The sequence below is a fragment of the Sphingomonas sp. 28-62-20 genome (assembly GCF_002281505.1).
Genome location: NZ_NCGH01000002.1, coordinates 51,666 through 75,378 on the forward strand (window position 1 = coordinate 51,666; position 23,713 = coordinate 75,378).

General features: G+C 61.9%; 24 protein-coding genes and 1 tRNA gene. 14 read left to right on the plus strand and 11 right to left on the minus strand.

Translation table 11 applies throughout. The annotated features are described in order from the left end of the window. Positions 1–98: 98 nt before the first annotated feature. Positions 99–638 carry a hypothetical protein gene (locus B7Y43_RS01580; protein WP_374129864.1) on the minus strand — a complete coding sequence of 180 codons (540 nt, stop codon included), beginning with the start codon at positions 636–638 and terminating at the stop codon, positions 99–101. A gap of 71 nt (positions 639–709) precedes the next feature. Continuing rightward, positions 710–799, minus strand: a tRNA-Ser gene (locus B7Y43_RS01585). 148 nt (positions 800–947) lie between these two features. Between B7Y43_RS01585 and B7Y43_RS01590 the strand changes: the two genes are divergently transcribed. From B7Y43_RS01590 to mazG, 10 genes are read left to right on the plus strand one after another with little or no spacing between them, the layout of a single operon-like run. After that, complete coding sequence (locus tag B7Y43_RS01590; protein WP_374130177.1) at positions 948–1,940, plus strand: lytic transglycosylase domain-containing protein; 993 nt, start codon at positions 948–950, stop codon at positions 1,938–1,940. Then, positions 1,924–2,781: an SPOR domain-containing protein gene (locus tag B7Y43_RS01595; protein WP_374129865.1), complete on the plus strand. Its 858-nt coding sequence runs from the start codon at positions 1,924–1,926 to the stop codon at positions 2,779–2,781. The genes B7Y43_RS01590 and B7Y43_RS01595 overlap by 17 nt, the downstream gene beginning before the upstream one ends. 31 nt (positions 2,782–2,812) lie before the next feature. Beyond that, positions 2,813–3,985 carry a D-alanyl-D-alanine carboxypeptidase family protein gene (locus B7Y43_RS01600; RefSeq protein WP_374130178.1) on the plus strand — a complete coding sequence of 391 codons (1,173 nt, stop codon included), beginning with the start codon at positions 2,813–2,815 and terminating at the stop codon, positions 3,983–3,985. Continuing rightward, on the plus strand, positions 3,982–4,623 hold the full coding sequence (gene tmk / locus B7Y43_RS01605) for a dTMP kinase (RefSeq protein ID WP_374129866.1): 642 nt from the start codon (positions 3,982–3,984) through the stop codon (positions 4,621–4,623). Before B7Y43_RS01600 ends, tmk begins: the two co-directional genes overlap by 4 nt. Then, complete coding sequence (locus tag B7Y43_RS01610) at positions 4,620–5,603, plus strand: AAA family ATPase (protein WP_374129867.1); 984 nt, start codon at positions 4,620–4,622, stop codon at positions 5,601–5,603. The genes tmk and B7Y43_RS01610 overlap by 4 nt, the downstream gene beginning before the upstream one ends. A gap of 37 nt (positions 5,604–5,640) precedes the next feature. Then, positions 5,641–7,206: a methionine--tRNA ligase gene (metG, locus tag B7Y43_RS01615; RefSeq protein WP_374129868.1), complete on the plus strand. Its 1,566-nt coding sequence runs from the start codon at positions 5,641–5,643 to the stop codon at positions 7,204–7,206. Further along, entirely contained in the window at positions 7,203–7,982 is a 780-nt protein-coding gene (locus B7Y43_RS01620; RefSeq protein ID WP_374129869.1) for a TatD family hydrolase, read from the plus strand. Before metG ends, B7Y43_RS01620 begins: the two co-directional genes overlap by 4 nt. Beyond that, a complete protein-coding gene (locus tag B7Y43_RS01625; protein ID WP_374129870.1) occupies positions 7,979–8,743 on the plus strand; it encodes an MBL fold metallo-hydrolase in 765 nt (254 codons plus the stop codon). The genes B7Y43_RS01620 and B7Y43_RS01625 overlap by 4 nt, the downstream gene beginning before the upstream one ends. Next, positions 8,740–9,351, plus strand: a complete 612-nt coding sequence (locus B7Y43_RS01630) for a TIGR02281 family clan AA aspartic protease (protein WP_374129871.1) — start codon at positions 8,740–8,742, stop codon at positions 9,349–9,351. The genes B7Y43_RS01625 and B7Y43_RS01630 overlap by 4 nt, the downstream gene beginning before the upstream one ends. Before the next feature lie 53 nt (positions 9,352–9,404). Beyond that, positions 9,405–10,160 (plus strand): YabN family protein, encoded by a 756-nt coding sequence (gene mazG, locus B7Y43_RS01635; protein ID WP_374129872.1) that lies wholly within the window; start codon positions 9,405–9,407, stop codon positions 10,158–10,160. Here the strand turns inward: mazG and hflX are convergent. From hflX to dusB, 7 genes are all read right to left on the minus strand, one after another. After that, the gene (gene hflX, locus B7Y43_RS01640) at positions 10,141–11,433 is read right to left on the minus strand and encodes a GTPase HflX (RefSeq protein ID WP_374129873.1); all 1,293 of its coding nucleotides are present in this window, start codon (positions 11,431–11,433) and stop codon (positions 10,141–10,143) included. The two genes, mazG and hflX, sit on opposite strands and share 20 nt — an antisense overlap. Beyond that, positions 11,430–11,921, minus strand: a complete 492-nt coding sequence (gene hfq, locus B7Y43_RS01645; protein WP_374129874.1) for an RNA chaperone Hfq — start codon at positions 11,919–11,921, stop codon at positions 11,430–11,432. The genes hflX and hfq overlap by 4 nt, the downstream gene beginning before the upstream one ends. Before the next feature lie 132 nt (positions 11,922–12,053). Next, positions 12,054–13,430, minus strand: coding sequence for a sigma-54 dependent transcriptional regulator (locus B7Y43_RS01650; RefSeq protein ID WP_374129875.1), 1,377 nt, complete (start codon positions 13,428–13,430; stop codon positions 12,054–12,056). Further along, the gene (locus B7Y43_RS01655) at positions 13,430–15,679 is read right to left on the minus strand and encodes an ATP-binding protein (RefSeq protein ID WP_374130179.1); all 2,250 of its coding nucleotides are present in this window, start codon (positions 15,677–15,679) and stop codon (positions 13,430–13,432) included. The genes B7Y43_RS01650 and B7Y43_RS01655 overlap by 1 nt, the downstream gene beginning before the upstream one ends. 91 nt (positions 15,680–15,770) lie before the next feature. Continuing rightward, positions 15,771–17,204, minus strand: a complete 1,434-nt coding sequence (gene ntrC / locus B7Y43_RS01660) for a nitrogen regulation protein NR(I) (RefSeq protein ID WP_374129876.1) — start codon at positions 17,202–17,204, stop codon at positions 15,771–15,773. Next, positions 17,201–18,277: a nitrogen regulation protein NR(II) gene (locus tag B7Y43_RS01665; protein WP_374129877.1), complete on the minus strand. Its 1,077-nt coding sequence runs from the start codon at positions 18,275–18,277 to the stop codon at positions 17,201–17,203. The genes ntrC and B7Y43_RS01665 overlap by 4 nt, the downstream gene beginning before the upstream one ends. 5 nt (positions 18,278–18,282) lie before the next feature. Beyond that, entirely contained in the window at positions 18,283–19,281 is a 999-nt protein-coding gene (gene dusB, locus B7Y43_RS01670) for a tRNA-dihydrouridine synthase (RefSeq protein WP_374129878.1), read from the minus strand. 89 nt (positions 19,282–19,370) lie between these two features. Between dusB and B7Y43_RS01675 the strand changes: the two genes are divergently transcribed. The 3 genes from B7Y43_RS01675 to B7Y43_RS01685 are packed head-to-tail and all read left to right on the plus strand — an operon-like array spanning position 19,371 to position 21,629. After that, positions 19,371–20,558: a bifunctional 2-C-methyl-D-erythritol 4-phosphate cytidylyltransferase/2-C-methyl-D-erythritol 2,4-cyclodiphosphate synthase gene (locus tag B7Y43_RS01675; RefSeq protein ID WP_374129879.1), complete on the plus strand. Its 1,188-nt coding sequence runs from the start codon at positions 19,371–19,373 to the stop codon at positions 20,556–20,558. Beyond that, entirely contained in the window at positions 20,555–21,100 is a 546-nt protein-coding gene (locus tag B7Y43_RS01680) for a hypothetical protein (RefSeq protein ID WP_374129880.1), read from the plus strand. Before B7Y43_RS01675 ends, B7Y43_RS01680 begins: the two co-directional genes overlap by 4 nt. A gap of 7 nt (positions 21,101–21,107) precedes the next feature. After that, entirely contained in the window at positions 21,108–21,629 is a 522-nt protein-coding gene (locus tag B7Y43_RS01685; protein ID WP_374130180.1) for a CinA family protein, read from the plus strand. On the opposite strand, the gene B7Y43_RS01690 is transcribed toward B7Y43_RS01685, so the two are convergent. Together B7Y43_RS01690 and lipA are read right to left on the minus strand one after the other, a co-directional pair. Next, complete coding sequence (locus tag B7Y43_RS01690; RefSeq protein WP_374129881.1) at positions 21,572–22,063, minus strand: type II toxin-antitoxin system RatA family toxin; 492 nt, start codon at positions 22,061–22,063, stop codon at positions 21,572–21,574. The two genes, B7Y43_RS01685 and B7Y43_RS01690, sit on opposite strands and share 58 nt — an antisense overlap. Further along, positions 22,063–22,995 carry a lipoyl synthase gene (gene lipA / locus B7Y43_RS01695; RefSeq protein WP_374129882.1) on the minus strand — a complete coding sequence of 311 codons (933 nt, stop codon included), beginning with the start codon at positions 22,993–22,995 and terminating at the stop codon, positions 22,063–22,065. Before lipA ends, B7Y43_RS01690 begins: the two co-directional genes overlap by 1 nt. Positions 22,996–23,061: 66 nt before the next feature. On the opposite strand from lipA, the gene B7Y43_RS01700 reads away from it, so the two are divergent. Then, positions 23,062–23,691, plus strand: coding sequence for a carbonic anhydrase (locus tag B7Y43_RS01700; protein WP_374129883.1), 630 nt, complete (start codon positions 23,062–23,064; stop codon positions 23,689–23,691). Positions 23,692–23,713 lie beyond the last annotated feature (22 nt).

Genomic DNA, 23,713 nt, shown 5'->3' on the forward strand with positions numbered 1-23,713 from the left:
TGCCCCGCGGGGGCAGTGATTTGCGTTTGGGAATAGTACCGCTGGACACTTTCATAACCGACGGCGCAACGACATTGCTGTGCGATTGCGGCGACGAGTTATGGGGCCGAAGTCCGATCCGGATAGCAAGCCAAAAGCTTTTTTGCTCTTCCTGCGACTGATTTGCGCGGGTCTTTGACGATACGATCAAGATGAGGTTTCAGCCACAATCCTAGCTCATCGTCGGTCTGTGACCATTGAAAGAGCGTCTCCATCGTCGCGTTGAGCACGATCCAATCGTCATGTTGCTCTAGGTTGCGCTTCAATATTTTCGTCGCGCCGCGATACTGCGCCGGTGACATGTCAGATGTAAGGCGCAGAAAAAGTTGCGCCAATGTCCATTGCGCTGAAGCCTGATCCAGCGCGCCGACCGCATCAATCAGCCGATCAAGCAACGGCACGATCCAGTCATGGCGCTCGGCTTCTATGCGTTTAAGCGCGTTTGACGTGCGCAAACGAACGACGGGATCATCGCTCTTATAGCATTCGAATAGTTCATCGAGCCGAGATGGATCGGCAAACACAGCTTGCACGACCTCTATCGTGCGGCCGAGCGAATTGGGATGGCCGCCTGACAACATCGTATCAAACGAATCCATTGCTGAATCCTCCCGCTCGGCAGTGCTTATCTCGGTGCCATTGGCGGTTTCACCGCGCTCGGACAAAATTTTGGCGGACAGGGTGGGATTCGAACCCACGGTGAGCTTGCACCCACGGCGGTTTTCAAGACCGCTGCCTTAAACCACTCGGCCACCTGTCCGCACGCTGCACGCATATGTCGGCTATGAACTTTTGTGCAAGGGGGTTGCTGCTAGGGGTTCATGTCGCGGTGAGGCTGTGGCAAACGCTAAGGGATGGCGAACAGAGCAATGATCTTCAGGCGTCTCTTGACCGGTATTGCTGTCGTGATGGCTGGTGCTGCGCTGGGCACGACCGCAACCGCGCAGGATGAATCGGGTTTTCAGGCCTATCTGCAAACGCTCGCGGCGCAGGCCGAATCGCGCGGCGTCAGCCGGGCAACGCTCGACGCTGTGCTGCCGACGCTCACCTATAATCCGCGCGTCGTTGAACTGGATCGCGCGCAGCCGGGCGCCGATCCCAATGCGCCGATCCCCGATTTCGCGCCCTATCGAGCGCGTCATGTCGATCAGTCACGGATCGACCGGGGGCGCCAGGCCTATCTCGCGCAGCGCCCACGCCTCGCCGCGATTGAACGCGAAACGGGCGTCCCCGAATCGATCATGGTCGCCATTTGGGGCCATGAAACCAATTATGGGGCGATTACCGGCAATTTCGATCTGCCCCGCGCGCTTGCCTCGCTCGCTTATGAAGGGCGGCGGCGCGAGCTTTTCTCGAACGAATTTATTGCAACGCTCAAGATGATTGATCGCGGCGTGCCGCGCGAACAGCTGAAGGGCAGCTGGGCCGGGGCAACCGGCAACCCGCAATTTCTGCCGTCGGTCTATATGCGCGTTGCGCGGGACGGCGATGGCGATGGCCGCGCTGATATCTGGACGAACGAGGCGGATACGCTGGCATCGATCGCCAATTATTTTGTCGATGCGGGGTGGCGACCTGGCCAGCCCTGGGGGCTCGCCGTGGCCGTGCCATCAAGCTTTGATCGCTCACGGGCACTCAATCGCGTGCGTTCGCCGCGCTGTGGCCGAGTGTTTGATCGGCATAGCGGATGGAAATCAATGGCCGAATGGCGGTCCATGGGCCTGGTGCCGCTCGACAAGCCATGGCCTGGCGATCAAGTGCAGGCCACGCTGCTGGAACCCGATGGCCCCGGCAAGGGCGGCTTTCTGCTGACCGGCAATTACCGGGTGATCCTCGATTATAACTGCTCGAATTTTTATGCGCTGTCTGTGGGATTGCTGGCCGATGCGGTTGACCATTAAGAGCGGCATCGCCGCATTGCTGCTAAGCACGGGGCTCTTTGGCGCAGCGTCTGCCGCGCCAGCGCAGGTGGCCGACATGCCGCCGGCGGGCGAAGGGCCACGGGGCACATCCCAGGCCGTGCTTGGCGCCGAACGCTATGACGCGATCGGCTATGCAGTGCCATATGATGGCGGCGCTAATCCGGGCGCGATCAGTGCGGCGCATCCCACCCTGCCGATTGGCAGCTTTGCAGAGGTTACCGCAATCGACAGCGGCAAGACCATCCTGGTGGTGATTGCCGAGCAAGGCCTCGCAACGCCAGACCGGATCATCGCGCTCTCCCCCGGCGCGCTGCAATTGCTGGGTCGGCCAGAGGCGGCGGCGCTTGGCGTGCGGGTCAGGCGGGTCAACCCGCTGGGCGCTGATCAGCAAGCGCTGCGCGACGGGCGCCCGGCGAGCGCGCGGATCGATGCGCCGGCCGTGTTATTGGCAGCGCTGCGCAAACGCTTACCCGCACCGCCACGGAGTGTTTCCACCGCGATGCCGCGCCCGCCCAGGGCGTCCAATGCTGCCGTTAATTTGGGGGCAGGTGCCGGTTATCCGGTCCCGGGCCGTGCGGCGGCTCCATCGGTAAGACCAGCCACCAGCCGCCAAGGCACCGGTTTTTTTGTTCAAGTCGCCGCTCTTTCCAACGGCCAGCGCGCATCCGATCTGGCGAACAGCCTTGCCGGATCAGTGATGGCCGGGGGCGGGCTCTACCGCGTTCGGCTCGGGCCCTTTCCCGATCAGGCCAGTGCGGATCGCGCGCGTGCCGACGCCGTGCAGCGTGGGTTTGGCGATGCCCGCATCATTCACGAATAATCTCCTCCAGCTGATGGACATTACCACCCCAATGAAGAAATTTGCCGTCGCCCTGTTGCTCGCCGCGTCGCTGATCGCGACCCCTGTCTTCGCCGCGCAGCCCCCGTTCAGCACGCCTGCCCCCGTCGCGTATCTGCAGGACTTGTCGAGCGGCGCGATTCTTTATGCCAAGGACGCTGATCGCCGGATGCCGCCTGCATCGCTGGCCAAGATCATGACCGTCTATGTCGCGTTCGACATGATCAGCCGCGGCGAATTGAAGCTCAACCAGACCTTCACCGTGCGCCCCGAAACCTGGAAGAAATGGCATGGGCCGGCCGCTGGATCGACGATGTTCCTGTCGGTCAATGAAGATGTCAGCGTCGCCAATCTGCTCTACGGGATCATCACCTTGTCGGGCAATGACGCGTGCGTCGTGCTCGCAGAGGGCATTTCCGGGACCGAAGAGGCGTTTGTGTCACGGATGAACGAACAGGCGAAGAAGCTCGGCCTTACCAACAGCCATTTCGGCACGTCGAATGGCTGGCCGGACGGCGGCGTCACCTATGTCACTGCCCGCGATCTGGCCAAGCTTGCAACCGCGACGATCCAGAAATTTCCCAAGCTCTACAAGGAGTTTTACTCCAAACCCAATTTCACCTGGGGCAAGACGATGGGATCGGGTGCTGCCATCACCCAGGCCAATCGCGATCCGCTGCTGGGACGTGTCGCCGGGGCGGACGGCCTGAAGACCGGCCATACCGAGGAAGCAGGCTATGGCTTTACCGGATCGGCGGAGCAGAATGGCCGCCGCCTCGTGATGGTGATGGCCGGATTGACGAGTTTCAACCAGCGGATCGAGGAATCGGTGCGCTTCATGGATTGGGGCTTTCGCGCGTGGCAGGCCAAGCCGATCGTCAAGGCAGGGCGGGTTGTCGAAACTGCCGAGGTGCAGGGCGGGGCAGCCAGCCGTGTTAATCTCGTCGCCCCGCGTGACCTGACCGCGACGCTGCCAGGCGGCGCGGTGCCCGAACTGCAACTCAGCGTCGTGTATGAAGGGCCGATCAAGGCGCCGTTCAAAAAGGGCCAGCATATTGCGGATCTGGTGGTTAAATCGCCCGGCATGGCCCCGCAGCATCTGCCGCTGGTTGCGGAAAACGATGTCGCCGAAGCCGGCTTTTTCGGCCGCGCTTGGGCTGGTTTCTTCTCGCTGTTCGGGATGTGAACGCAGCGACCACCCCGGGCCGTTTCATTTCGCTTGAAGGCGGCGAGGGCGCCGGCAAGTCGACCCAAGTGGCGCGATTGGCGGAACTGCTCGCCGCGCGGGGCATCCACGCGCTCGTCACGCGCGAACCCGGCGGCACTGAAGGAGCAGAGGCGATCCGCACCTTGCTGATGCAGGGCGGGGTCAATCGCTGGAGCGCGCACAGCGAAGCGCTGTTGTTCGCAGCAGCGCGGGCCGATCATGTCGAAAAGCTGATCCGTCCGGCGATCGGCGCTGGCCAATGGGTGATTTGTGATCGCTTCATTGACAGCAGCCGCGCCTATCAAGGCGTCGCTGGCGGGATTGATGACGCAGCGGTGATGGCACTGCACGGCTTTGGATCGCGCGGCATGCTGCCCGACCGCACGCTGATCCTGGAAGTCTCGATCGAAGAAGGCCGCGCCCGCGCCGCCCGCCGCGACGGTGCCGCCGCTGATCGATTTGCAGCGCGCGGCAATGACTTTCATGCCGATGTCGCCGCCGCCTTTCGCCGCTTTGCCGCGCAGGAGCCCGATCGCTGCCGGTTGGTCGACGCCTCCGCCAGCGCCGATATTGTGGCAGCGGCGATCCATGCCCAGCTTGCCGACTTGCTGCCATGACGCTGCCCATTGGCAACGCAGACGCGCATGAGGCCTTTCTCTCTGCGATGGCGAGCGGATCGCTGCATCACGCCTGGCTGTTCACGGGGCCACAAGGGGTCGGCAAGGCCAGCTTTGCCCGCGCGGCGGCGCTGCGCCTGCTGGCGGAAGCCGCTCGGCCGGGCGTGCTGCCGCCTGGCTTCGACGTGCCCGACGATGACCGCACCCGCGCGCTTATCGCCGCTGGCTCGCATCCTGATTACCGCGAATTGGTGCGGATGGCGAAGGACCCGGACAAGCCCGGGCAGGATCTGGCGCGATCGATCCCGATTGCGCAGGTTCGAGCGCTCCAGCCCTTGTTCGCGACGACCCCGTCAATGTCGCCGCGCCGCGTGGTGCTGATCGATTCGGTTGATGACCTTGAACGCCCTGGCGCGTCCAACGCCTTGCTCAAGAATCTCGAAGAACCGCCGGCGGGGACGATCTTCCTGCTGATCAGCCATTCGCCCGGCCGGTTATTGCCGACGATCCGCTCACGCTGTCGCCGATTGCGCTTCAATCCGCTTGACGATGAAGCGATGACGACGGTTTTGCAGGCGGCCCTGCCACAAGCCAATTCTGCCGAAATTGCCGCGCTGGTCCGCGCTGGCGACGGATCGCCAGGGCGCGCGCTGGGCTATGCCGGGCTTGATATGGCCGCGCTTGATAGCGTGATGACGACGATCGCCGCCAATGGCGATCATTCCAATGCGCAGCGAACCAAGCTTGCCAAGGCGCTGTCGCTAAAAGCCGCCCAGCCACGCTATGAAGCCTTTCTTGATCGTGTGCCGAGCTTCATTGCCGAGGCCAGCGCAACGCGACAGGGCGATTCGCTGAAGATCGCGCTTGATGCCTATGACGGCGCCAGGGCGCTGGCGATCAGCGCGCGGGCGCTCTCGCTGGATCAGCAAGCCACCGTTTATGAAATGGCCGGGTTGGTCGCGCGACTGGCCACGGCTTAGGCTTCAATTGGCGGGCGCGATGCTCTAGGGACCGGGCATGGCCGACCCCTTTTATATCACCACCGCGATTAATTACCCCAATGGGCGGCCGCATATCGGCCATGCTTATGAAGCGATCGCTGCCGACACGATCGCGCGTTTTCAGCGCATGGCCGGACGCGACGTGCGCTTTCAGACGGGCACGGACGAACATGGCCTGAAAATGGTGCAGACCGCGCGCGACCGCGGTATCGAGACGCGCGCGCTCGCTGACGAAATGTCGGGCTATTTCCAGGAAATGGCCGCCAAGCTGAACATCAGCTTCGATCGCTTCATTCGCACCACTGACCCTGACCATTATGCCGCCAGCCAGGCTCTGTGGCAGGCAATGGCCGATGCGGGCGATCTGTATCTCGATCGGTACGAAGGCTGGTATTCGGTCCGCGATGAGGCGTTTTACGACGAGAAGGAACTGGTCGAGGGGGAAGGGGGCGTAAAGCTCTCGCCGCAGGGCACCCCGGTTGACTGGACGGCGGAGGAAACCTGGTTCTTCCGCCTCTCAAAATATCAGCAGCCATTGCTCGATCATTATGCGGCCAATCCAGACTTCATCCGCCCCGAGAGCCGACGCAACGAGGTGCTGCGCTTTGTTGAGGGCGGGCTTTCCGATCTCTCGGTATCGCGGACCAGCTTTGACTGGGGGGTGCCGGTGCCGGGCAGCCCGGGGCATGTCATGTATGTCTGGGTCGATGCGCTGACCAATTATCTCACCGGGATCGGCTATCCGGCAATGGACGGCGATCTGGCGGACTATTGGCCAGCCGACCTGCATCTGATTGGCAAGGATATTGTGCGTTTCCACGCCGTGTACTGGCCGGCCTTTCTGATGTCGGCAAAGGTTGCTTTGCCCAAAGCGGTGTTCGGGCATGGCTTTGTGTTGGCCCGCGATGGCAGCAAGATGTCCAAGTCCGCTGGCAATGTCGCGGATCCGCTGGCGCTGGCGGAGGCGTTTGGGGTTGACGCGCTGCGCTATTTCCTGCTGCGCGACATTAGTTTCGGACAGGATGGGAGCTATTCAGCCGAAGCTATTGTATTACGGGCAAATGCTGATCTCGCGAACAGCTTTGGCAACCTCGCCCAGCGGACATTGTCGCAGATTTTCAAGAACTGCGACGCCTATCTCCCTGCCATTCATGGCCACACGCCTGCTGACGCAGCACTGTTCGACTTGGTCGACAAAACCGTGCGGGACATCATGCCCAGCGCCTATGACGAGCTCGCCTTGTCGCAAGCAACCGAGGCCTGGGTGCAGGCCGTGTTCGCCTGCAACGCCTATATCGACGAACAGGCCCCGTGGAAGCTGCGCAAGACCGACGCTGAGCGGATGGAGACGGTACTGGCGACGTTGTATATATGCATCGCGCAGCTGGCCGTCGCGATCAGCCCGGTCATCCCGGCGAGCGCGGCCAAGTTGCTTGGCGCGATGGGCGTCGGCGAAGCGCTGCGGACGCCCGAAGCGATCGGCGCCCACTGGTATTCGCCGCTCGCTGTAGGCGGGTTCAAGCTTGATCAGCCTGTACCGCTATTTCCCAGGCTGGAGCTGCCGGCGGAGGACGCTGAATGAGCTTTATCGACAGCCATTGTCACTTGAATTACAAGGGCTTGGTTGAACAACAGCAGGATGTGCTGGAACGTGCGCGCGCCGCCGGGGTCAGCACGATGCTGACCATCTCAACCCGCGAAAGCGAATGGGATGACGTGATCAGCATCGCCGAGCGTGAGGCCGATATCTGGGCGACGATCGGCATCCACCCACATGAGGCGGATAGCCACGCGCATATCGATACCGCCAAGCTGGTCGAACGCGCGCAACATCCCCGCGTTGTGGGCATCGGCGAGAGCGGGCTCGATTATTATTTTGACCATAGCGACCGGGCGCGCCAGCAGACCAGCTTTCGCGCGCATATTGCGGCTGCGCGGGAAACGCAGCTGCCGATCATCGTCCACACCCGCGATGCCGAAGAGGATACGGCCGCGATCCTGCGCGAGGAGATGGGGAAGGGTGCTTATCCCGGCGTGATCCATTGTTTCACTGCCAGTGGCGCCTTTGCCGATATCGCGCTTGAGCTTGGTTTCTACATTTCGATTTCAGGGATCGTCACCTTCAAGAACGCGCGGGATTTGCAGGAAACCGCCGCGCGGCTGCCGATCGATCGGCTGTTGATAGAGACTGATTCCCCCTTTCTCGCCCCAATCCCGCATCGCGGCAAAACCGGCGAACCTGCCTTTGTTGCGGATACCGCACGCTTTTTGGCCACGTTGCGCGGCATTGACGTCATGACGCTAGCTGAGGCGACATCGGCCAATTTTCACCGATTATTTACCAAAGCCGCCGCATGAAGGTCCGCATCCTTGGCAGCGGCACATCTTCCGGCGTGCCAAGGATCGGCAATGACTGGGGCAATTGTGACCCCAGCGAACCGCGAAACCGCCGAACCCGGGCCTCAATCCTGGTTGAGACCGCGTCCACACGCATTTTGATCGATACCAGCCCCGACATGCGCGAACAGTTGCTTGCCGCTGGGGTGGCAGCAGTCGATGCGGTGATCTGGACGCATGACCATGCCGACCACACCCACGGCATCGATGATCTCCGCCAGCTATTTCATGCCCGCGGTTCGCCCGTCCGCGGGCTCGCCCGTCCCGCCACCATGGCCGTCCTGACAGACCGGTTTGGCTATAGCTTCACCGGTGCCGCTGGCTATCCAGCGACCATTTCAGCGGAAATCCTGCCCGACCGGATCGTAATTGGCGATATTGCCGTCAGCGTGGTTGATCAGCCACACGGCACCATCACCAGTGCAGGCTTGCGTTTTGAGGCAGACGGCATCGCCATCGGCTATGCGACCGATTTCCATATCGTGACCCCGGCGATGGCCGATTTGTATCGCGGCCTCGATATTTGGGTGGTCGATGCGCTGCGCCGCGCGCCGCATCCGACCCATCCGCATTTGGCCTATACGCTCGCCCAGATCGAGGCGTTGAAACCTGGCAAGGCCGCGCTGATTCACATGGACCAGACGCTGGATTATGGCCAGTTGTGCACAGAACTGCCTGAGGGCGTGGTGCCGGGGTATGACGGGCTGGAGCTAGGCCAATGAATGGTGACACCGGCTTTTCAGCGGTGATGCTCGCGCTGATGCTGCTTTTTCCGCTGTCCGCGCTAGTGGCACGGCGATTGCCAATCAGTGCCACCCTGAAAATGGCAGCCGGCTGGCTGGCGATCTTCGCGCTGGCGTTGCTGGCAGTCACCGCGTTCCAGCGCAGCGGATTCCGCGCGACGGATATCACCGCTGCACTGGGCCTGAGCGATCAGGTGGTGACGGGCGACAGCATTCGGATTCCCCGCGGCCCTGACGGGCATTTTTGGACGACCGTTTCGATTAATGGCTACCGGCAACGCATGCTGATCGACACCGGCGCCACGACCACGGCGATTTCTGTTGAAACGGCACGAGCGGCGGGCATTCTGGTCGACGACGATTTCGGCATGCTCGTTGATACCGCCAATGGCACGATCACCGCGCATCGGGCGACGGCCGCGTCGATCGCTATCGGACCGATCAAGGCGCGCGATCTGGCCCTAACGGTTGCACCGAGCTTTGGCGACGGCATGATCGGCATGAACTTTCTGTCAAACCTCAAAAGCTGGCGGGTGGAGGGGAATGAGATGGTTTTGGAGCCCTATCCCACCACTTCTCCTATTTAACATAATGTTTATTATCGGATCGATAGTGCCGATCAAGGCGAAAGGGCCCTTTCATGGTTGATCGGTTGGTAACCATCATGGCCCGTCTCCGTGATCCGATTGGCGGATGCAGCTGGGACCTGGCGCAGGATTTCGCCTCAATCGCGCCATATACGATCGAAGAAGCGCATGAGGTCGCTGATGCGATTGAGCGCGATGACATGGCTGATCTAAAGGATGAACTCGGCGATCTGCTGCTCCAGGTCATCTTTCATAGCCGCATGGCTCAAGAAGCCGGCCATTTCGCGCTGGACGATGTTGTCACCGCGATTTGCGACAAGATGGAACGCCGGCACCCGCACATCTTTTGCGAAACAGTCGGCGATCCTGACGCGCCCCCTCCTCGCCCATGGGAACAAATCAAGGCCGAGGAGCGCGCCGCCAAGGCGGCATCGGGCGCGCTTGATGGTGTTGCGCTCGGCCTGCCCGCGCTGATGCGCGCCGAAAAACTGCAAAAGCGCGCCGCGCGCACGGGTTTCGACTGGCCCGATGCCAGTGGCCCCCGTGCCAAGGTCGTCGAGGAACTGGCCGAGGTTGATGCCGCCACCAGCCCCGACCATCAGGCCGAAGAGATCGGCGATCTCCTTTTTGCCGTCGTCAACTGGGCGCGCCATCTTGGCATCGATGCTGAAGCGGCCTTGCGTCAAGGAAACGCAAAATTCGAACGTCGATTCAAGGCGATGGAAGCCAAAGCAGGTACCGAGTTCGAAGCTATGACGCTCGCCGACAAGGAAGCCTTATGGCAATCGATCAAAAGCCGCGCTGATTGAACCGTTCAAAATCGCGTTGTGCTAATCGCACATCATACATCGCCTGATCGCCATCGACGGTGGCGTTCAGCACCTCTCCATGCGCATAAAGCCAGGCCGCGCCCGCCCCATCGCCAGCTGCAAGTACAATGGCATAGCGCCGATGCCCCTCGGTCAGCCGCGCAGCAACCTGCGTGAGCAGGTCGGTCACCCCTTCCCCGCTCAGCGCCGAAATCAGCATGACGTCGTCGCGTCGCGCCGCATCGCCGATCGTATCCGCGCGCTGAGTCTCATCCAGAAGATCAAGCTTGTTCCACGCCTCAAACCGCGGCGTCGTCTCGGCGACACCGATTTCGCGAAGCACCTTTTCCACATCAGCACACTGCGCCGCACTGTCAGGATGGGCGATATCGCGGACATGGATCAGCAGATCGGCCGACACCACCTCTTCAAGCGTTGCCTTGAAAGCCGCGACCAATTGGGTCGGCAGATCAGACACAAAACCGACCGTGTCGGACAAGATCGCCTTGTCGATCCCGGGCAGGGAGATCTGCCGCAGGGTGGGATCAAGCGTGGCAAACAGCAAATCTTCCGCCATGACGTCAGAACCGGTTACCCGATTGAAAAGCGTCGATTTTCCGGCGTTGGTATAGCCAACCAGCGCGATGACTGGCCACGGTGCGCGCTGGCGCCGGTCGCGGTGCAGCCCGCGCGTCCGCGTCACCGCCTCCAGCTCGCGTTTCAACCGCGCCATCCGGTCGCGGATCAGCCGTCGATCCGCCTCGATCTGGGTTTCGCCTGGGCCGCCGAGAAAGCCGAAGCCGCCGCGTTGGCGCTCAAGATGGGTCCAGCTTCGTACGAGGCGGCCGGCCTGGTAATCGAGATGGGCCAGCTCAACCTGCAAGCGTCCCTCGGCCGTCGCGGCGCGTTCGCCGAAGATTTCCAGGATCAGGCCAGTCCGATCAATGACCTTGGCATCCAGCGCCTTTTCCAGATTGCGCTGCTGTACTGGAGTCAGTGCAGCATCGAACACCACCAACCCCGCCTCTTCCATGCGGACAGTGGCGGCGATCGCCTCAATCTGGCCGCTGCCGATCAGCGTTGCCGGTTTAGGCTGGCGAACGCGCACAGCGATCTTGTCGGCCACGACCAGCCCGATCGCGGCCGCCAGCCCTGCCGTTTCGGCAAGGCGGGCGTCGCTGTCACGCGGGTTGAGGCCCTGTTCGGGCAGCACGATAATGGCGCGGGCGCCGCGGGCGAAATCATCCCGGTCCCGCTCGAAACCGCTACTCAATCGTCCATCGAATCGGTTGATTCTTCGGCCAGGTTCAGCGGGTGAGCGGGCTGGATGGTCGACACCGCATGTTTATAGACAAGCTGCGCCATGCCGTCGCGCTGCAGCAGCATGCAGAACAGGTCGAAAGCGGCGATATGGCCCTGCAGCATCACCCCGTTCACCAGAAACATCGTCACCGGATCGCCCGATTTGCGCACCGCGTTCAGGAAGATTTCCTGAAGCAAGGGCTGCTTCTTCTGCGCTTCGCCGACCGCATCAAGGATGCTCTCCACATCAACGGGGCCCGACGGCATGATCGTCGAAATCGCGTGCTTGTAGATCAGTTGTGATTGGCCATCGCGGCGCAGCAGCACCGAAAAATTGTCAAACCAGGTCACGATGCCCTGCAGCTTGACGCCCTTGACGAGGAACATAGTGACCGGCGCTTTGGATCGGCGCAGGGCGTTGAGGAACAGGTCTTGAAGCGAGGTTTGTTTGTCGGCCATGGTTGGCGTCCTTGTTATTGGCGGGGGATTCCCCGCGATGCGCCGTTTCCCAGCGTCGGATTGAGCGCATAAAGGCGCGCCCTTTTAATTTAGGCATCGAACAGGTGCGCGTCCAGAGCGCAAAAATACGGGTTAGTCGTCGCGCGTGTCCGTTATCCCCAGCAGCTTCAATTTGCGATGCAGCGCTGATCTTTCCATGCCGATGAATGTCGCCGTGCGCGATATATTCCCGGAAAACCGGCGGATTTGAACCCGCAGATATTCGCGCTCGAACGTCTCGCGCGCCTCGCGCAGCGGGGATCCCATTATTGCGGTGGTGCCGCCCGCGCTCAAATCGGCCTGACCACCCAACACTTCGGCCGGTAGCAGATCGACGTCGATCCGGCCAATCCGATCCCCCGGTGCCAGAATAACGGTACGCTCCACGACATTGCGCAATTGGCGGACATTGCCAGGCCATTCATAGCTTTGCAGCGCGACCATCGCATCGGGAGCGACCTCGGGCGTCGGCACCCGGCGTTGCGCCGCGTAATGGGCGACAAAATGCTCAACCAGCGCTGGAATATCCTCGCGCCGCTCGCTCAGGCCCGGGATCACCACCGGCACCACATTGAGCCGGTAATAGAGATCCTCGCGGAACCGCCCTTCAGCGATTTCCTCAGTCAGATTGCGCGCCGTTGCGGACACCACACGCACATCGACGCGAACCAGCCGTTGTCCGCCGATCCGAGTAAAGCTTTGATCGGTCAGCACGCGCAAAATGCGGCCCTGCGTCGCCAGCGGCATGTCAGCAATTTCGTCGAGGAAAAGCGTGCCGCCATGCGCCTGTTCGAGCAGGCCGGGGCGAACGACATTGCCGCCCTCCTCCACCCCGAATAACTCCTCCTCAACCCGCTCGGGCGTCATCCGCGCGGCGCTCACCACCACGAACGGGGCGGCCGCACGCAGGCTCCAGCCATGCAGCAGGCGCGCGGCGACTTCCTTGCCAACCCCCGCGCCGCCCATCACCAGCACGCGGCTGCCGGTCGAGGCAACGCGCTTCAGCGTCGCGCGCACCGCATTGATCGCGCCCGAATTGCCGGTCAGATCATCCTCACGCCCCGCTGATGCCCTGAGCGACGCCACTTCGCGCTTGAGTCGCTCGGTTTCGGTCGCGCGTTCGACAAGCAGCAAGAGCCGCTCGGCTTCGAACGGCTTTTCGATAAAGTCGGCCGCACCGCGGCGGATCGCTGAAACAGCGGTGTCGAGATTGCCGTGCCCCGAAATCACCAGCACCGGAATGGTTGGATCGCGGCGCTTCAATTCATCGAGCAGTTCCAGCCCATCGAGCCGCGAATCCTTCAGCCAGACATCGAGCAGGACCAAAGATGGGCGGCGCACCGCGATCGCTTCAAGCGCGGCATCGCTATCGGCGGCGCAGCGGGTCTCATAGCCCTCATCCTCAAGCACGCCCGCGACAAGTTCGCGGATATCGAGTTCGTCATCGACGACGAGAATGTCGATCACCATTAGCTGTTCCGATTTCTGGTAAGGGCGGTGAGGCGACTTTCATCGCTCGCCGGGCTATCCGGTTCCGTGCCGTCGCTCAGGCCGGCGAGCAGCGCCGCGTCGAAGCACAAAGTCACAATCGTGCCGCCGCCGGGGCGATCAGCAAAGCTGATGGTACCGAAATGTTCTTCAACGATCTTCTTGACGATGGCGAGACCCAGCCCGGTACCGCGCGCGCGCGTCGTCATATAGGGCTCGATGATCCGATCCCGCTCAATCGGCAGTCCAACGCCGCTATCGGCCACCGAAATAGTGATCTGGCGGCTGCCGATGGGCTTGGCCAGCGTCAAGGTGACCTCCCGCTCGCCGTCAACCGACACATTTTCAAGCGCTTCGACGGCATTTTTGACGATATTGGTCAGTGCCTGGCCAATTTGGCGGCGATCGCAGGTGAGCACGGGCGATGGATCGTCGTGCACAAGGGTGAAGCGGATATCGCTGTGTGCGACCTCGTGCAGGAACAGCGACTGCCGCGCGATATCGACCAGTGATTCTTCGCGGAACACAGGCTTTGGCATCCGCGCAAAGGACGAAAACTCGTCGACGATCCGACGCAGATCGCCCACCTGGCGCACGATCGTTTCGGTCAACCGGGTAAAGGTGCCGTCATCTTGGGCAATCTGCTTGCCATAACGGCGTTGCAGCCGCTCGGCGGCAAGCTGGATTGGGGTCAGCGGGTTCTTGATCTCATGCGCAATCCGCCGCGCCACGTCCGACCAAGCAGCGCGGCGCTGATCGAGCAATTGCTGCGTGATGTCGTCGAAGGTCAGCACTTGCCCGTGTTCATCGCCGGTGATCTTCACCGCCAATGTCCGCGCTTCGCCGCGCGCCGTCACCTGAACCACCGCCTCACTCGCTTCCCCATCGAGCAGCGCGCCAAGTTCGGGCGAAACCTCGGTCAGGACGCGACCAACCGGGCTAGCCTCGCCAGTGCCAAGCAGGGTCATCGCCGAGCTGTTGATCAGCCGGATCGCGCGATCTTCATCGATCGAGATCACCCCTGCGGTAACGCCCGACATCACCGCCTCAATCAGTGCACGCCGGCTATCGAGCTGATCATTAGCGGCGACCAGTGCGCTGGTCTGTTCCTGCAATCGCCCGGTCATAGCGTTAAAGGCATTGGCGAGCGTGCCAACCTCATCCTCGGTCTTTGGCGCCGCAACACGCGCCGTCAGGTCGCCACGCTCAACGCGCCGGGCCGCCGAAACAAGCTCACCCACCGGCCGCACGAGCCTGTCCGCAACGGTCAGCGCAATCCACACCGCGATGCCGATAATCAACAGCGATATGCCCAACAGCGCCGCGTTAAACTGGAGCTGGAGCGACCGAGAGCGCTTCAACAAAGCGCGATAATCACCGACAAGCGCGTTGCCCCGTTTCAGCAATTGCGTTGTCCGCGAATCAAACACGCGCGTGACGTAGAGATAATTGTCCTGCCCATAATCGAGCCGCGCCAGTGCGCCCGGCGCCTCAAGGCTCTCTATCAGAACGGTCTTTTTGCCAGCCTTTAGCTGCGCGACCATCTTCGGCGTCACGACCTTATTCAGATCGCGATCATAGGGATCAACCAGCGCCAGCGATATCGGCTGACCATCAGCGGTCAAATGGACGATAATCGCTTCGGAAAGTTCGCGCTTATAGGTTTGCAGGAAAAGATCGCGGATGAATTCCTTGCTGTCGATTGGATTGGTACGCAGCGATGTCGCCAGATCACCGCTCATCGCCACCAGCGCGCGATCGACGCGATCGAGTTCGTCATGATAGTTTTTCTGGCCGATGATCGCGGCATCCTCAAACATGTTGCGGGCGCGGTCTGAAAACCAGAATTGCACACCATATTGGAACAGCAGCGAGGCAAAAATCACAACCAGCAGCGTCGGCACTGCGGCGATCACGGAAAACATCGCGACCAGACGGACATGCAATCGCCCCGTGCCGCCAATCGGTGACAGCGTTGCGCGTCGCATCGCCACGCGGCGGCCAAACAGCACGAGCAAGGCAATGCCCGGCAGCAAATTGGCAACCAACAACAGGGCGACCAGCGGCGGCGACAATAGCCTTTGGGGGGAACTCTCCCCAGTGATGATAAAATAGCTAATGATTCCAATTGCGACCGCGCCACCCAGCACGGCAAGCTCGACAACCGGCGTCACCGAAAAGATGCTTTTCGGGCGTATCGGTACGTCGGCGAGTGCGGTGGCGGTGGTCATCGTGGCCATAATACAACACAATCGTTGCATCGAGAACACACAAAACCACAGGTCAACCTGTATCAGCGTCGTACGGTCGTGCCGGAAAGGGTCAGGAGGGGGTATCCGGCGTCAGTACGTCGATACCCAGCGTGTCGAGCCGCTTACGCAACGTATTGCGGTTGATGCCCAGGGCACGGGCGGCGCGCAATTGATTGCCGCCATGACGGGCAAGGACGGCCTCAATCAACGGGCGTTCCACCTCACCAATGATCCGATCATAGAGCGAGCCATCATCAAACGCCGCCGGGTCTTCCCGCGTCAGCCGATCAAGCCGTGCGCGGATCGCCGCGCCGATATCAGCATCGGCGTTGATCGGCGACGCTGCCGGGCTTGCCGCGCCTAACATTGCCTGCACGCCTTCTGCGCCGATCACTTCATCGCGCGTGAGCACGGCGATCCGGCGCATGGTGTTTTCCAGCTCGCGCACATTGCCTGGCCAATCATAGCCCTCCAGCAGGACCACCGCCGCGTCGCTCAATTGCTTGCGCGGCAGCCCTTGCACCGCCGCCTCATCAAGGAAATGCCGCGCGAGCAAGGCGATATCCTGGCGTCGTTCACGCAGCGCCGGCAGCGCAATCGGCACCACATTAAGCCGGTAAAACAGGTCTTCGCGAAACCTGCCCTGCGCCACGAACAGGGAAAGGTCGCGATTGGTCGCGGCAACAATGCGCACATCGGCACGGATCGTCCGCGCGCCGCCCACTGTCGTAAACTCGCCCGATTGCAACACGCGCAGCAGGCGGGTCTGCGCCTCCATTGGCATATCGCCGATTTCATCGAGAAACAGCGTGCCCCCCGCTGCCTGTTCGAAGCGTCCTGCTGACCGCGCCTGGGCGCCGGTAAAGGCACCGCGCTCATGTCCGAACAGCTCGGCTTCGATCAGCTCGCGCGGGATTGCGGCCATATTGATCGCCAGGAAGGGCGCTTGCCGCCTTGGCCCCAGATCATGCACGGCGCGCGCCACCAGTTCCTTGCCGGTGCCTGATTCACCTGAAATCAGCACGGTGAGGTCGTTGGAAACAACGCGGGCGATGATCCGGTAAACGTCCTGCATCGCTGGTGACCGGCCGATCAGCGGCAAGCCATCGCTGACCGGATCAAGGTTGACTTCCGGCAGCTGGCTGCGCTCCAGCGCGCCCTTTACCGCCCGCGCCAGCACATCAAGATCGAACGGTTTGGGCAGATAATCAAACGCGCCGACTTCGGTGGCGCGCACCGCAGTGGTCAGCGTGTTTTGCGCCGACAAGATGATGATCGGCAGGTTTTGGTGTTGCGCCAGCAGCGTCGCCACCATGTCCAACCCATTGCCATCGGGCAACACGACATCGGTGATCAGCAGATCGGGCAGCCCGGCGGCCAACTGCGCATGCATATCGGCCAGCGTACCCACTGTTTTGACGTCATGACCCAACCGGCGCAGCGCCTGGCCAACGACGGTACGGATGGCGCCATCGTCATCCACGACCAAGATCCGCCGGCTCATCGCGCTGCTGCCGGCAACAACAGCCGGAAAACGGTCTGTTCGGGCGCGCCCTCGCGCGCATATTGGATGATGCCCCCCATATCGCGCACCAGCTTGTCGACCAGCGCCAGGCCAAGCCCCTGCCCCTCTGGCTTGCCCGACACGAATGGATCGAACAGATGATCGGCGATATCAGCGGGCGCACCTGGGCCGTTATCGATCACGCAGAGTTCGATCGGCAGGCGCTGGCGTGGCTTTCCCGGCGATGCTGGCAGGGCCATTCCGTGGCGATAGGCGGTGGTCAGCATGACCCGCCTGTCCGCCTGGCGATTCGTGGCCTCGCAGGCATTTTTGAGCAGGTTGAGCACGACTTGCAGCATCGCATCGCGATCTATCATAACCTCGGGCAGCGACGGATCGAACCGTTCGTCGATCAGCACATCGCGTGCAAAACCGGCAAGCGCGACGCGCCGGGCATGATCGAGCATTGGATAAATATTGTGCGGCGCGGGCGCCAGCGGACGGGTATCCGTGAAATCCTGCATCCGGTCGATCAAGGCGGCGATCCGGTCGACCTCGGTAACGATCAACGTCGTCAGTTCCTGCGAATCGCCAGCATCCACCCCGTTAGCCAGTAACTGCGCCGCGCCCCTGATGCCCGATAACGGATTTTTTATTTCATGGGCCAGCATTGCCGCTGCGCCAACCGCCGATCGCGCGGCGACGCGGTCTGACTGGCCAAGCCGCCGTGAAGCGCCGCCATGATGCAGCGTGATAATCCGCCAGCCAGGGTGATCAGCCACCATCGCTTCGATAAAGTCGATGCGGACCCGCCCGCCGCGCGCGATGTCGATGACCGAGTCATAGGCCGCGAAACCAAGCCCGGCACGGCGATCCCGATAGCCCGCTGGCAGCGCTAATATCGCCCCCAATTCCTGCCCCTGCATGGCGCGTTCGGAAATGTTGAGCAGCAATTCGGCCTCGCTATTGGCATAGGCGATCAGCCCCGCTGGATTTACCAGCACCACTGGCACTGGCAATGCGGCCAGCAGTTCGGCGAAATGCGGCCGTGACGGCGTCTGGGGTGCCGGCAAACCGATCAGGCGGCTTTCAGCGCACGATAGGGGGCATAGAATTCGGCCAGCATCGCCAGCACCGTCTTGGGATCGGCTTGCTGATTTACGCGATTGCGAAATTCGGCAGACCCGTGCAGCCCGCGTGTATACCAGCCGATATGTTTACGGGCCAGATTAACACCCGTTTCGCTGCCATAGAGTGACAGCATCTCTTCATACTGCCCAATAATTGCATGATATTGTTCATCCAGCGACGGATCAGCAACCCGCCGACCACTGGCGAACCATTCCATGACCTGGCCAAGCAGCCAGGGCCGTCCATAGGCACCGCGCCCGATCATCACGCCATCCGCCCCCGATTGGGCAAGCGCGGTTTCAGCATCTTCGATCGAGCAGATGTCGCCATTGACGATGACGGGCAGCGTTACCGCTTCCTTCACCTTGCGGACAAAAGCCCAATCGGCACTGCCCTTGTACATTTGGCACCGCGTCCGACCGTGGACGGTGATCAGCTTAATGCCCAGATCCTCGGCAATCCGCGCAAGTTCGGGGGCGTTCAGGCTGTCATGATTCCAGCCCATCCGCATCTTCAGCGTGACGGGCACATCCACTGCCTTCACCGTCGCCTCGATGATCGCGGCGGCGAGCGGTAAATCGCGCATCAGCGCGGAACCGGCATCGCCATTGACGATCTTCTTGACCGGACAGCCCATGTTGATGTCGATGATCGCGGCGCCGCGATCAGCGTTCAGTTTCGCCGCTTCGCCCATTTCGCGTGGCGAACAGCCGGCAAGCTGCATCGAGATCGGCTCCTCAACCGGGTCCCACGCCGCCTTTTGCAATGACTGACGCGTTTCGCGGATCATTGCCTGGCTGGCGATCATTTCGGAGACGTTGAGGCCCGAACCATAGCGTCGCACCAGCCGCCGAAACGGCATGTCGGTGACGCCGGTCATCGGCGCGAGGAGCACGGGGCTCTCGATCCGCACCGGACCGATCTGGATAGGGGCGAGTGTCGTCATGATCTGCCTGAAAAACAGGCAGCATCTAGCGGCGGCTCACCATGCTGGCAAGACTGGCGAGCGGCAATGGCTTGCGCTAGGCGAAAACCATGACGTCTCTCTCTCCCTCACCCCGGGTGCCCCAGTTACCGCAGCGCGTCGTCGCCCTCATTGTCGCCGCCGGCAGCGGCACCCGCGCGGGTGGCGATGTGCCCAAGCAATATGCGATGGTCGCCGGTAAGCCGATGATCGCACATAGCTATGCAGCGCTGGCTAGCCACCCCCGCATTGCCAGTGTGCTGGTTGCAATCGGTCCTGGGCAGGATGACTTGCTCGATGCGGCAATCGGCCCCTGCCCGCGCGTTGCCGGTGGCGCGGCACGGCGCGATTCGGTGCGCGCGGGACTCGAATCGATTGCCGCCAATGGCGGCGCCGATATCGTTTTGATTCATGACGCAGCGCGCCCCTTCCTCCCCGCGGCAACGATTGATCGCCTGATCGACGCGCTGGCTGAAAGTGTGGGCGCCGTTCCGGTGTTGCCCGTTGCCGATACGCTCGCACGGGGCATGGAAATATTGGGCGCAACCGTGCCCCGCGACGGTCTGTTTCGAATCCAGACGCCGCAGGCCTTTCATTTCGATGCTATAGTGGAATCGCACCGTCAGTGGCCGACGGGTGAAGAGGCAACCGATGACGCCCAGATGGCGCGGCGCTTCGGCCATGAAGTTGCAATCGTCGAAGGGGATATGATGCTCGAAAAAGTCACCTATCCAGCCGATTTCGCCGCCGCAGAAGCGCGTCACGAAGCGACGCTTGTCTCACGGACAGCGATGGGGTTCGATGTCCACCGGCTTGAGGCTGGCGAAGAATTGTGGCTGGGCGGCATTCTGGTGCCGCATGACAAGGGCCTGTCGGGCCATAGCGACGCCGATGTCGGCCTGCACGCGCTCACCGATGCGTTGCTCGGCACGATTGGCGCGGGTGATATCGGCACCCATTTCCCGCCCAGCGATCCGCAATGGCGCGGGGCAGCATCGTATAAATTCCTGCAACATGCCGCGCATTTGATCGCCGAACGCGGCGGCATCATCGATTTCATCGATCTGACGCTGATTTGCGAAGCGCCCAAGATCGGCCCGCACCGCGAAGCGATGCGCGCCCGGATCGCCGACCTCCTCGCGCTCGATCCCGATCAGGTGAGCATCAAGGCGACCACAACCGAAAAACTCGGCTTTACGGGGCGTGGCGAAGGCATTGCGGCGCAGGCTGTTGCGACCATCCGGGTCCCGGCGCGGTGAGCAAATGGACTGTTCTGCCTGCCAGCCTGATGCTGATGGTCGGCGCAAGCGCGACCGTGGCGCAGGAGGTCGCGGTGGCGATTGCTGTGCCGTGCGTCACCCCGTCCGAGGCCGAAGCGCTGGTCGGCGCAGTCATTCCCGAACTGATCACCAATGTCGGCGGCATTTGTGCCAACGCGCTGCCGCCCTCGGCGCTGCTCCGCCAGACGAGCGGGCCGTTCATTGATCGCTACCGGGCCGAAGCCGAACTGGCCTGGCCGCGCGGTCGCACAGCGATCGGCAAAATCACGGGGCCCGATATTGCCTCTATGCTTGATAGTGCCTTTGCTCGGCCCTTGCTCGGGACGTTGGTCACGCCCATGCTGACGCGTGGGATCCAACCAGGCGATTGTGCTGCTATCGAACGCATTGTTCAACTTGCCCAGCCCTTGCCGCCCCGCAATGCTGCGGCGTTGTTTGTGTCGGTTATCCAATTGGTCGATGCCAAGCACACCGATCGTCAAAAGCCCCGTTTGCCGATCTGTCCCCAGGGAACGCGCTGATATGGATATGATGGATACCGTCCTGCCCCCAGCATTGGTCGAAGCCGCTCGGCGGGTCGTGGAGGCCAATCTTGCGGCTGGGCGGGTCATCACCGTGGCGGAGAGCTGCACCGGTGGCCTCGTCGCCGCCGCTATCACCGAAATCCCCGGATCGTCAGCGGTGATGCACACTGGCTTCGTCACTTATGCCAATGACGCCAAGACTGCGCTGCTGAAGGTGAGCACGGATGTGCTTGATACCTTTGGCGCCGTATCGATCGCGGTGGCGTGGAGCATGGCCCGCGGCGCGCTGGAAGCAACCGGTGCAGATGTCGCCGTGGCCATCACTGGGGTTGCCGGGCCTGGCGGCGGCACCGACAAGAAACCTGTTGGCACAGTTGTATTCGCGCGTGCTGAAAAAGGCGGCGATCCTGCCGATGTCGTCGCCGATCGCCGCGATTTTGGCGATCTTGGCCGGGGCGGAATCAGGCTTCAGGCGGCGCTATGTGCGCTCGAACTGCTGCTGCCCGGTGAACCGGCATCGGCATAAAGCACCGCCGCGCGCTCTTCGAATGCGCTGATCATCCGGCGCAACGCGCGATCGAACACCTGGCCGGCCAACGCTTCGAACACCCGGTTCTTGAAGGCGAAATCGACTGAAAAATCGACGAGGCAGCCGCCCGCCGCCCCTGCCCGATCATCCGGCCGAAAACCCCATTCGTTGCGCAGATATTTCAGCGGTCCATCGAGATAATCGACGTTGATCGCGGTTGGCCGAACCTTTTGCACCTTTGACGTAAAGGTTTCGCGCAGGCCCTTAAAGCCAACCACCATATCAGCGATCATCTGCGTATCGGTGTTCGACCGCACCCGGATCGCTGACACCCAGGGCAGAAAATCCGGATAGCGCGCAACATCAGCAACCAGCGCGAACATTTGTTCGGGGCTATAGGGCAAACGGCGGGTTTCGGTGTGACGGGGCATCAGGCGCGCGCGATCTGGGCCTCTCGCGCAGCCCGCAGGCGGGCGAAATCATCCCCGGCATGATAGCTTGATCGCGTCAACGGTGAGCTGGCGACCAACAGAAAACCCTTGGCCCTTGCAATGGCCGCAAAGGCATCGAACGCCGCCGGCGTCACGAAGTCCATCACCTTGGCATGGCGCGGGGTTGGCTGAAGATACTGGCCCATCGTCAGAAAATCGATATCGGCAGAGCGCATATCGTCCATTACCTGATGCACTTCGAGCCGTTCTTCGCCCAGGCCGAGCATGACGCCCGATTTGGTGAAGATTGACGGATCGTGGCGCTTCACGCTCTCCAGCAGGCGAAGCGAGGCATAATAGCGCGCGCCCGGCCGAATAGTCGGGTAAAGCCGGGGCACCGTTTCCAGATTGTGATTATACACATCCGGGCCCGCTTCAACGATCGATTCAACAGCGGCTTGCGCCTTGTTCCTGAAATCGGGTGTGAGGATTTCGATCGTTGTATCGGGCGTCGTCCGGCGCAGCGCCTGAATGACCTTCACAAACTGGCTCGCGCCGCCATCGGGCAGATCATCGCGATCGACCGAAGTAATGACGATATGGTCGAGCCCCAGTTCAGCGGCGGCATCGGCGGTGTGCTGCGGCTCTAGCGCATCAACGGCACGCGGCATACCGGTCTTCACATTGCAGAACGCGCAGGCCCGCGTGCAGGTGTCGCCCAGAATCATCACCGTCGCGTGCTTCTTGGTCCAGCACTCGCCGATATTGGGGCAGGCCGCTTCTTCACACACCGTGGCCAGATTCAACCGACGCATCAGCGCCTTTGTTTCGGCAAATGCAGAGCCGGTCGGCGCTTTGACCCTGATCCAATCGGGTTTGCGCTGGCGCTCAGGCCGGGCAGTTTCTGGGGCGAGCGGTAACAATTCGGTCATCGGCTGCACATAGCGCCGCTTCCCACAGCTTGCCAGCCCCGCCGCGAGCTTGCACTACTCACCGCCATGCCTGATTTCAAAAAACTTGTGGACGGCTATCACCGGTTCCGCACCACCGATTGGCCTCGCGAACGCGCACGCTGGGCGGAACTAAGCGATGGTCAGCGCCCCGCCGTAATGGTCATTTCCTGTTCGGATAGCCGGGTTGATCCGGCCCAGGTCTTCAACACCTCACCCGGTGAAATTTTTGTTGTCCGCAACGTCGCGAATCTGGTGCCGCCGTTCGAAGCGGATGCGGCGCGCCACGGCGTCTCCGCTGCCGTCGAGTTCGCCGTCACTCAGCTCGAAGTGCGCCAGATCGTGGTGCTTGGTCACGGGTCGTGCGGCGGGGTCAGCGCGGCCCTGTCGCGCAGCTTTGAAGGACGCGCGCCCGGCGATGGCGGCTTTATCGCGCATTGGGTCGATCTGCTTGACGAAGCACGCGATCGCATCATTGCCGATCACGGCACCGGACCTGCCGCCGTGCATGCGCTTGAACTCGAAACCGTGCGCGTCAGCCTCGCCAATCTGCGCAGCTTTCCGTTTATACCGCCGCGTGAAGCCGATGGTCGGCTGATCCTGCGCGGCGCCTATTTCGCCATCGCAGACGGGGTGCTGCACGTGATGGACGACAAGGGCGATTTCAGCCCGGCCTGACCAGTCACGGGATCGATTGCTT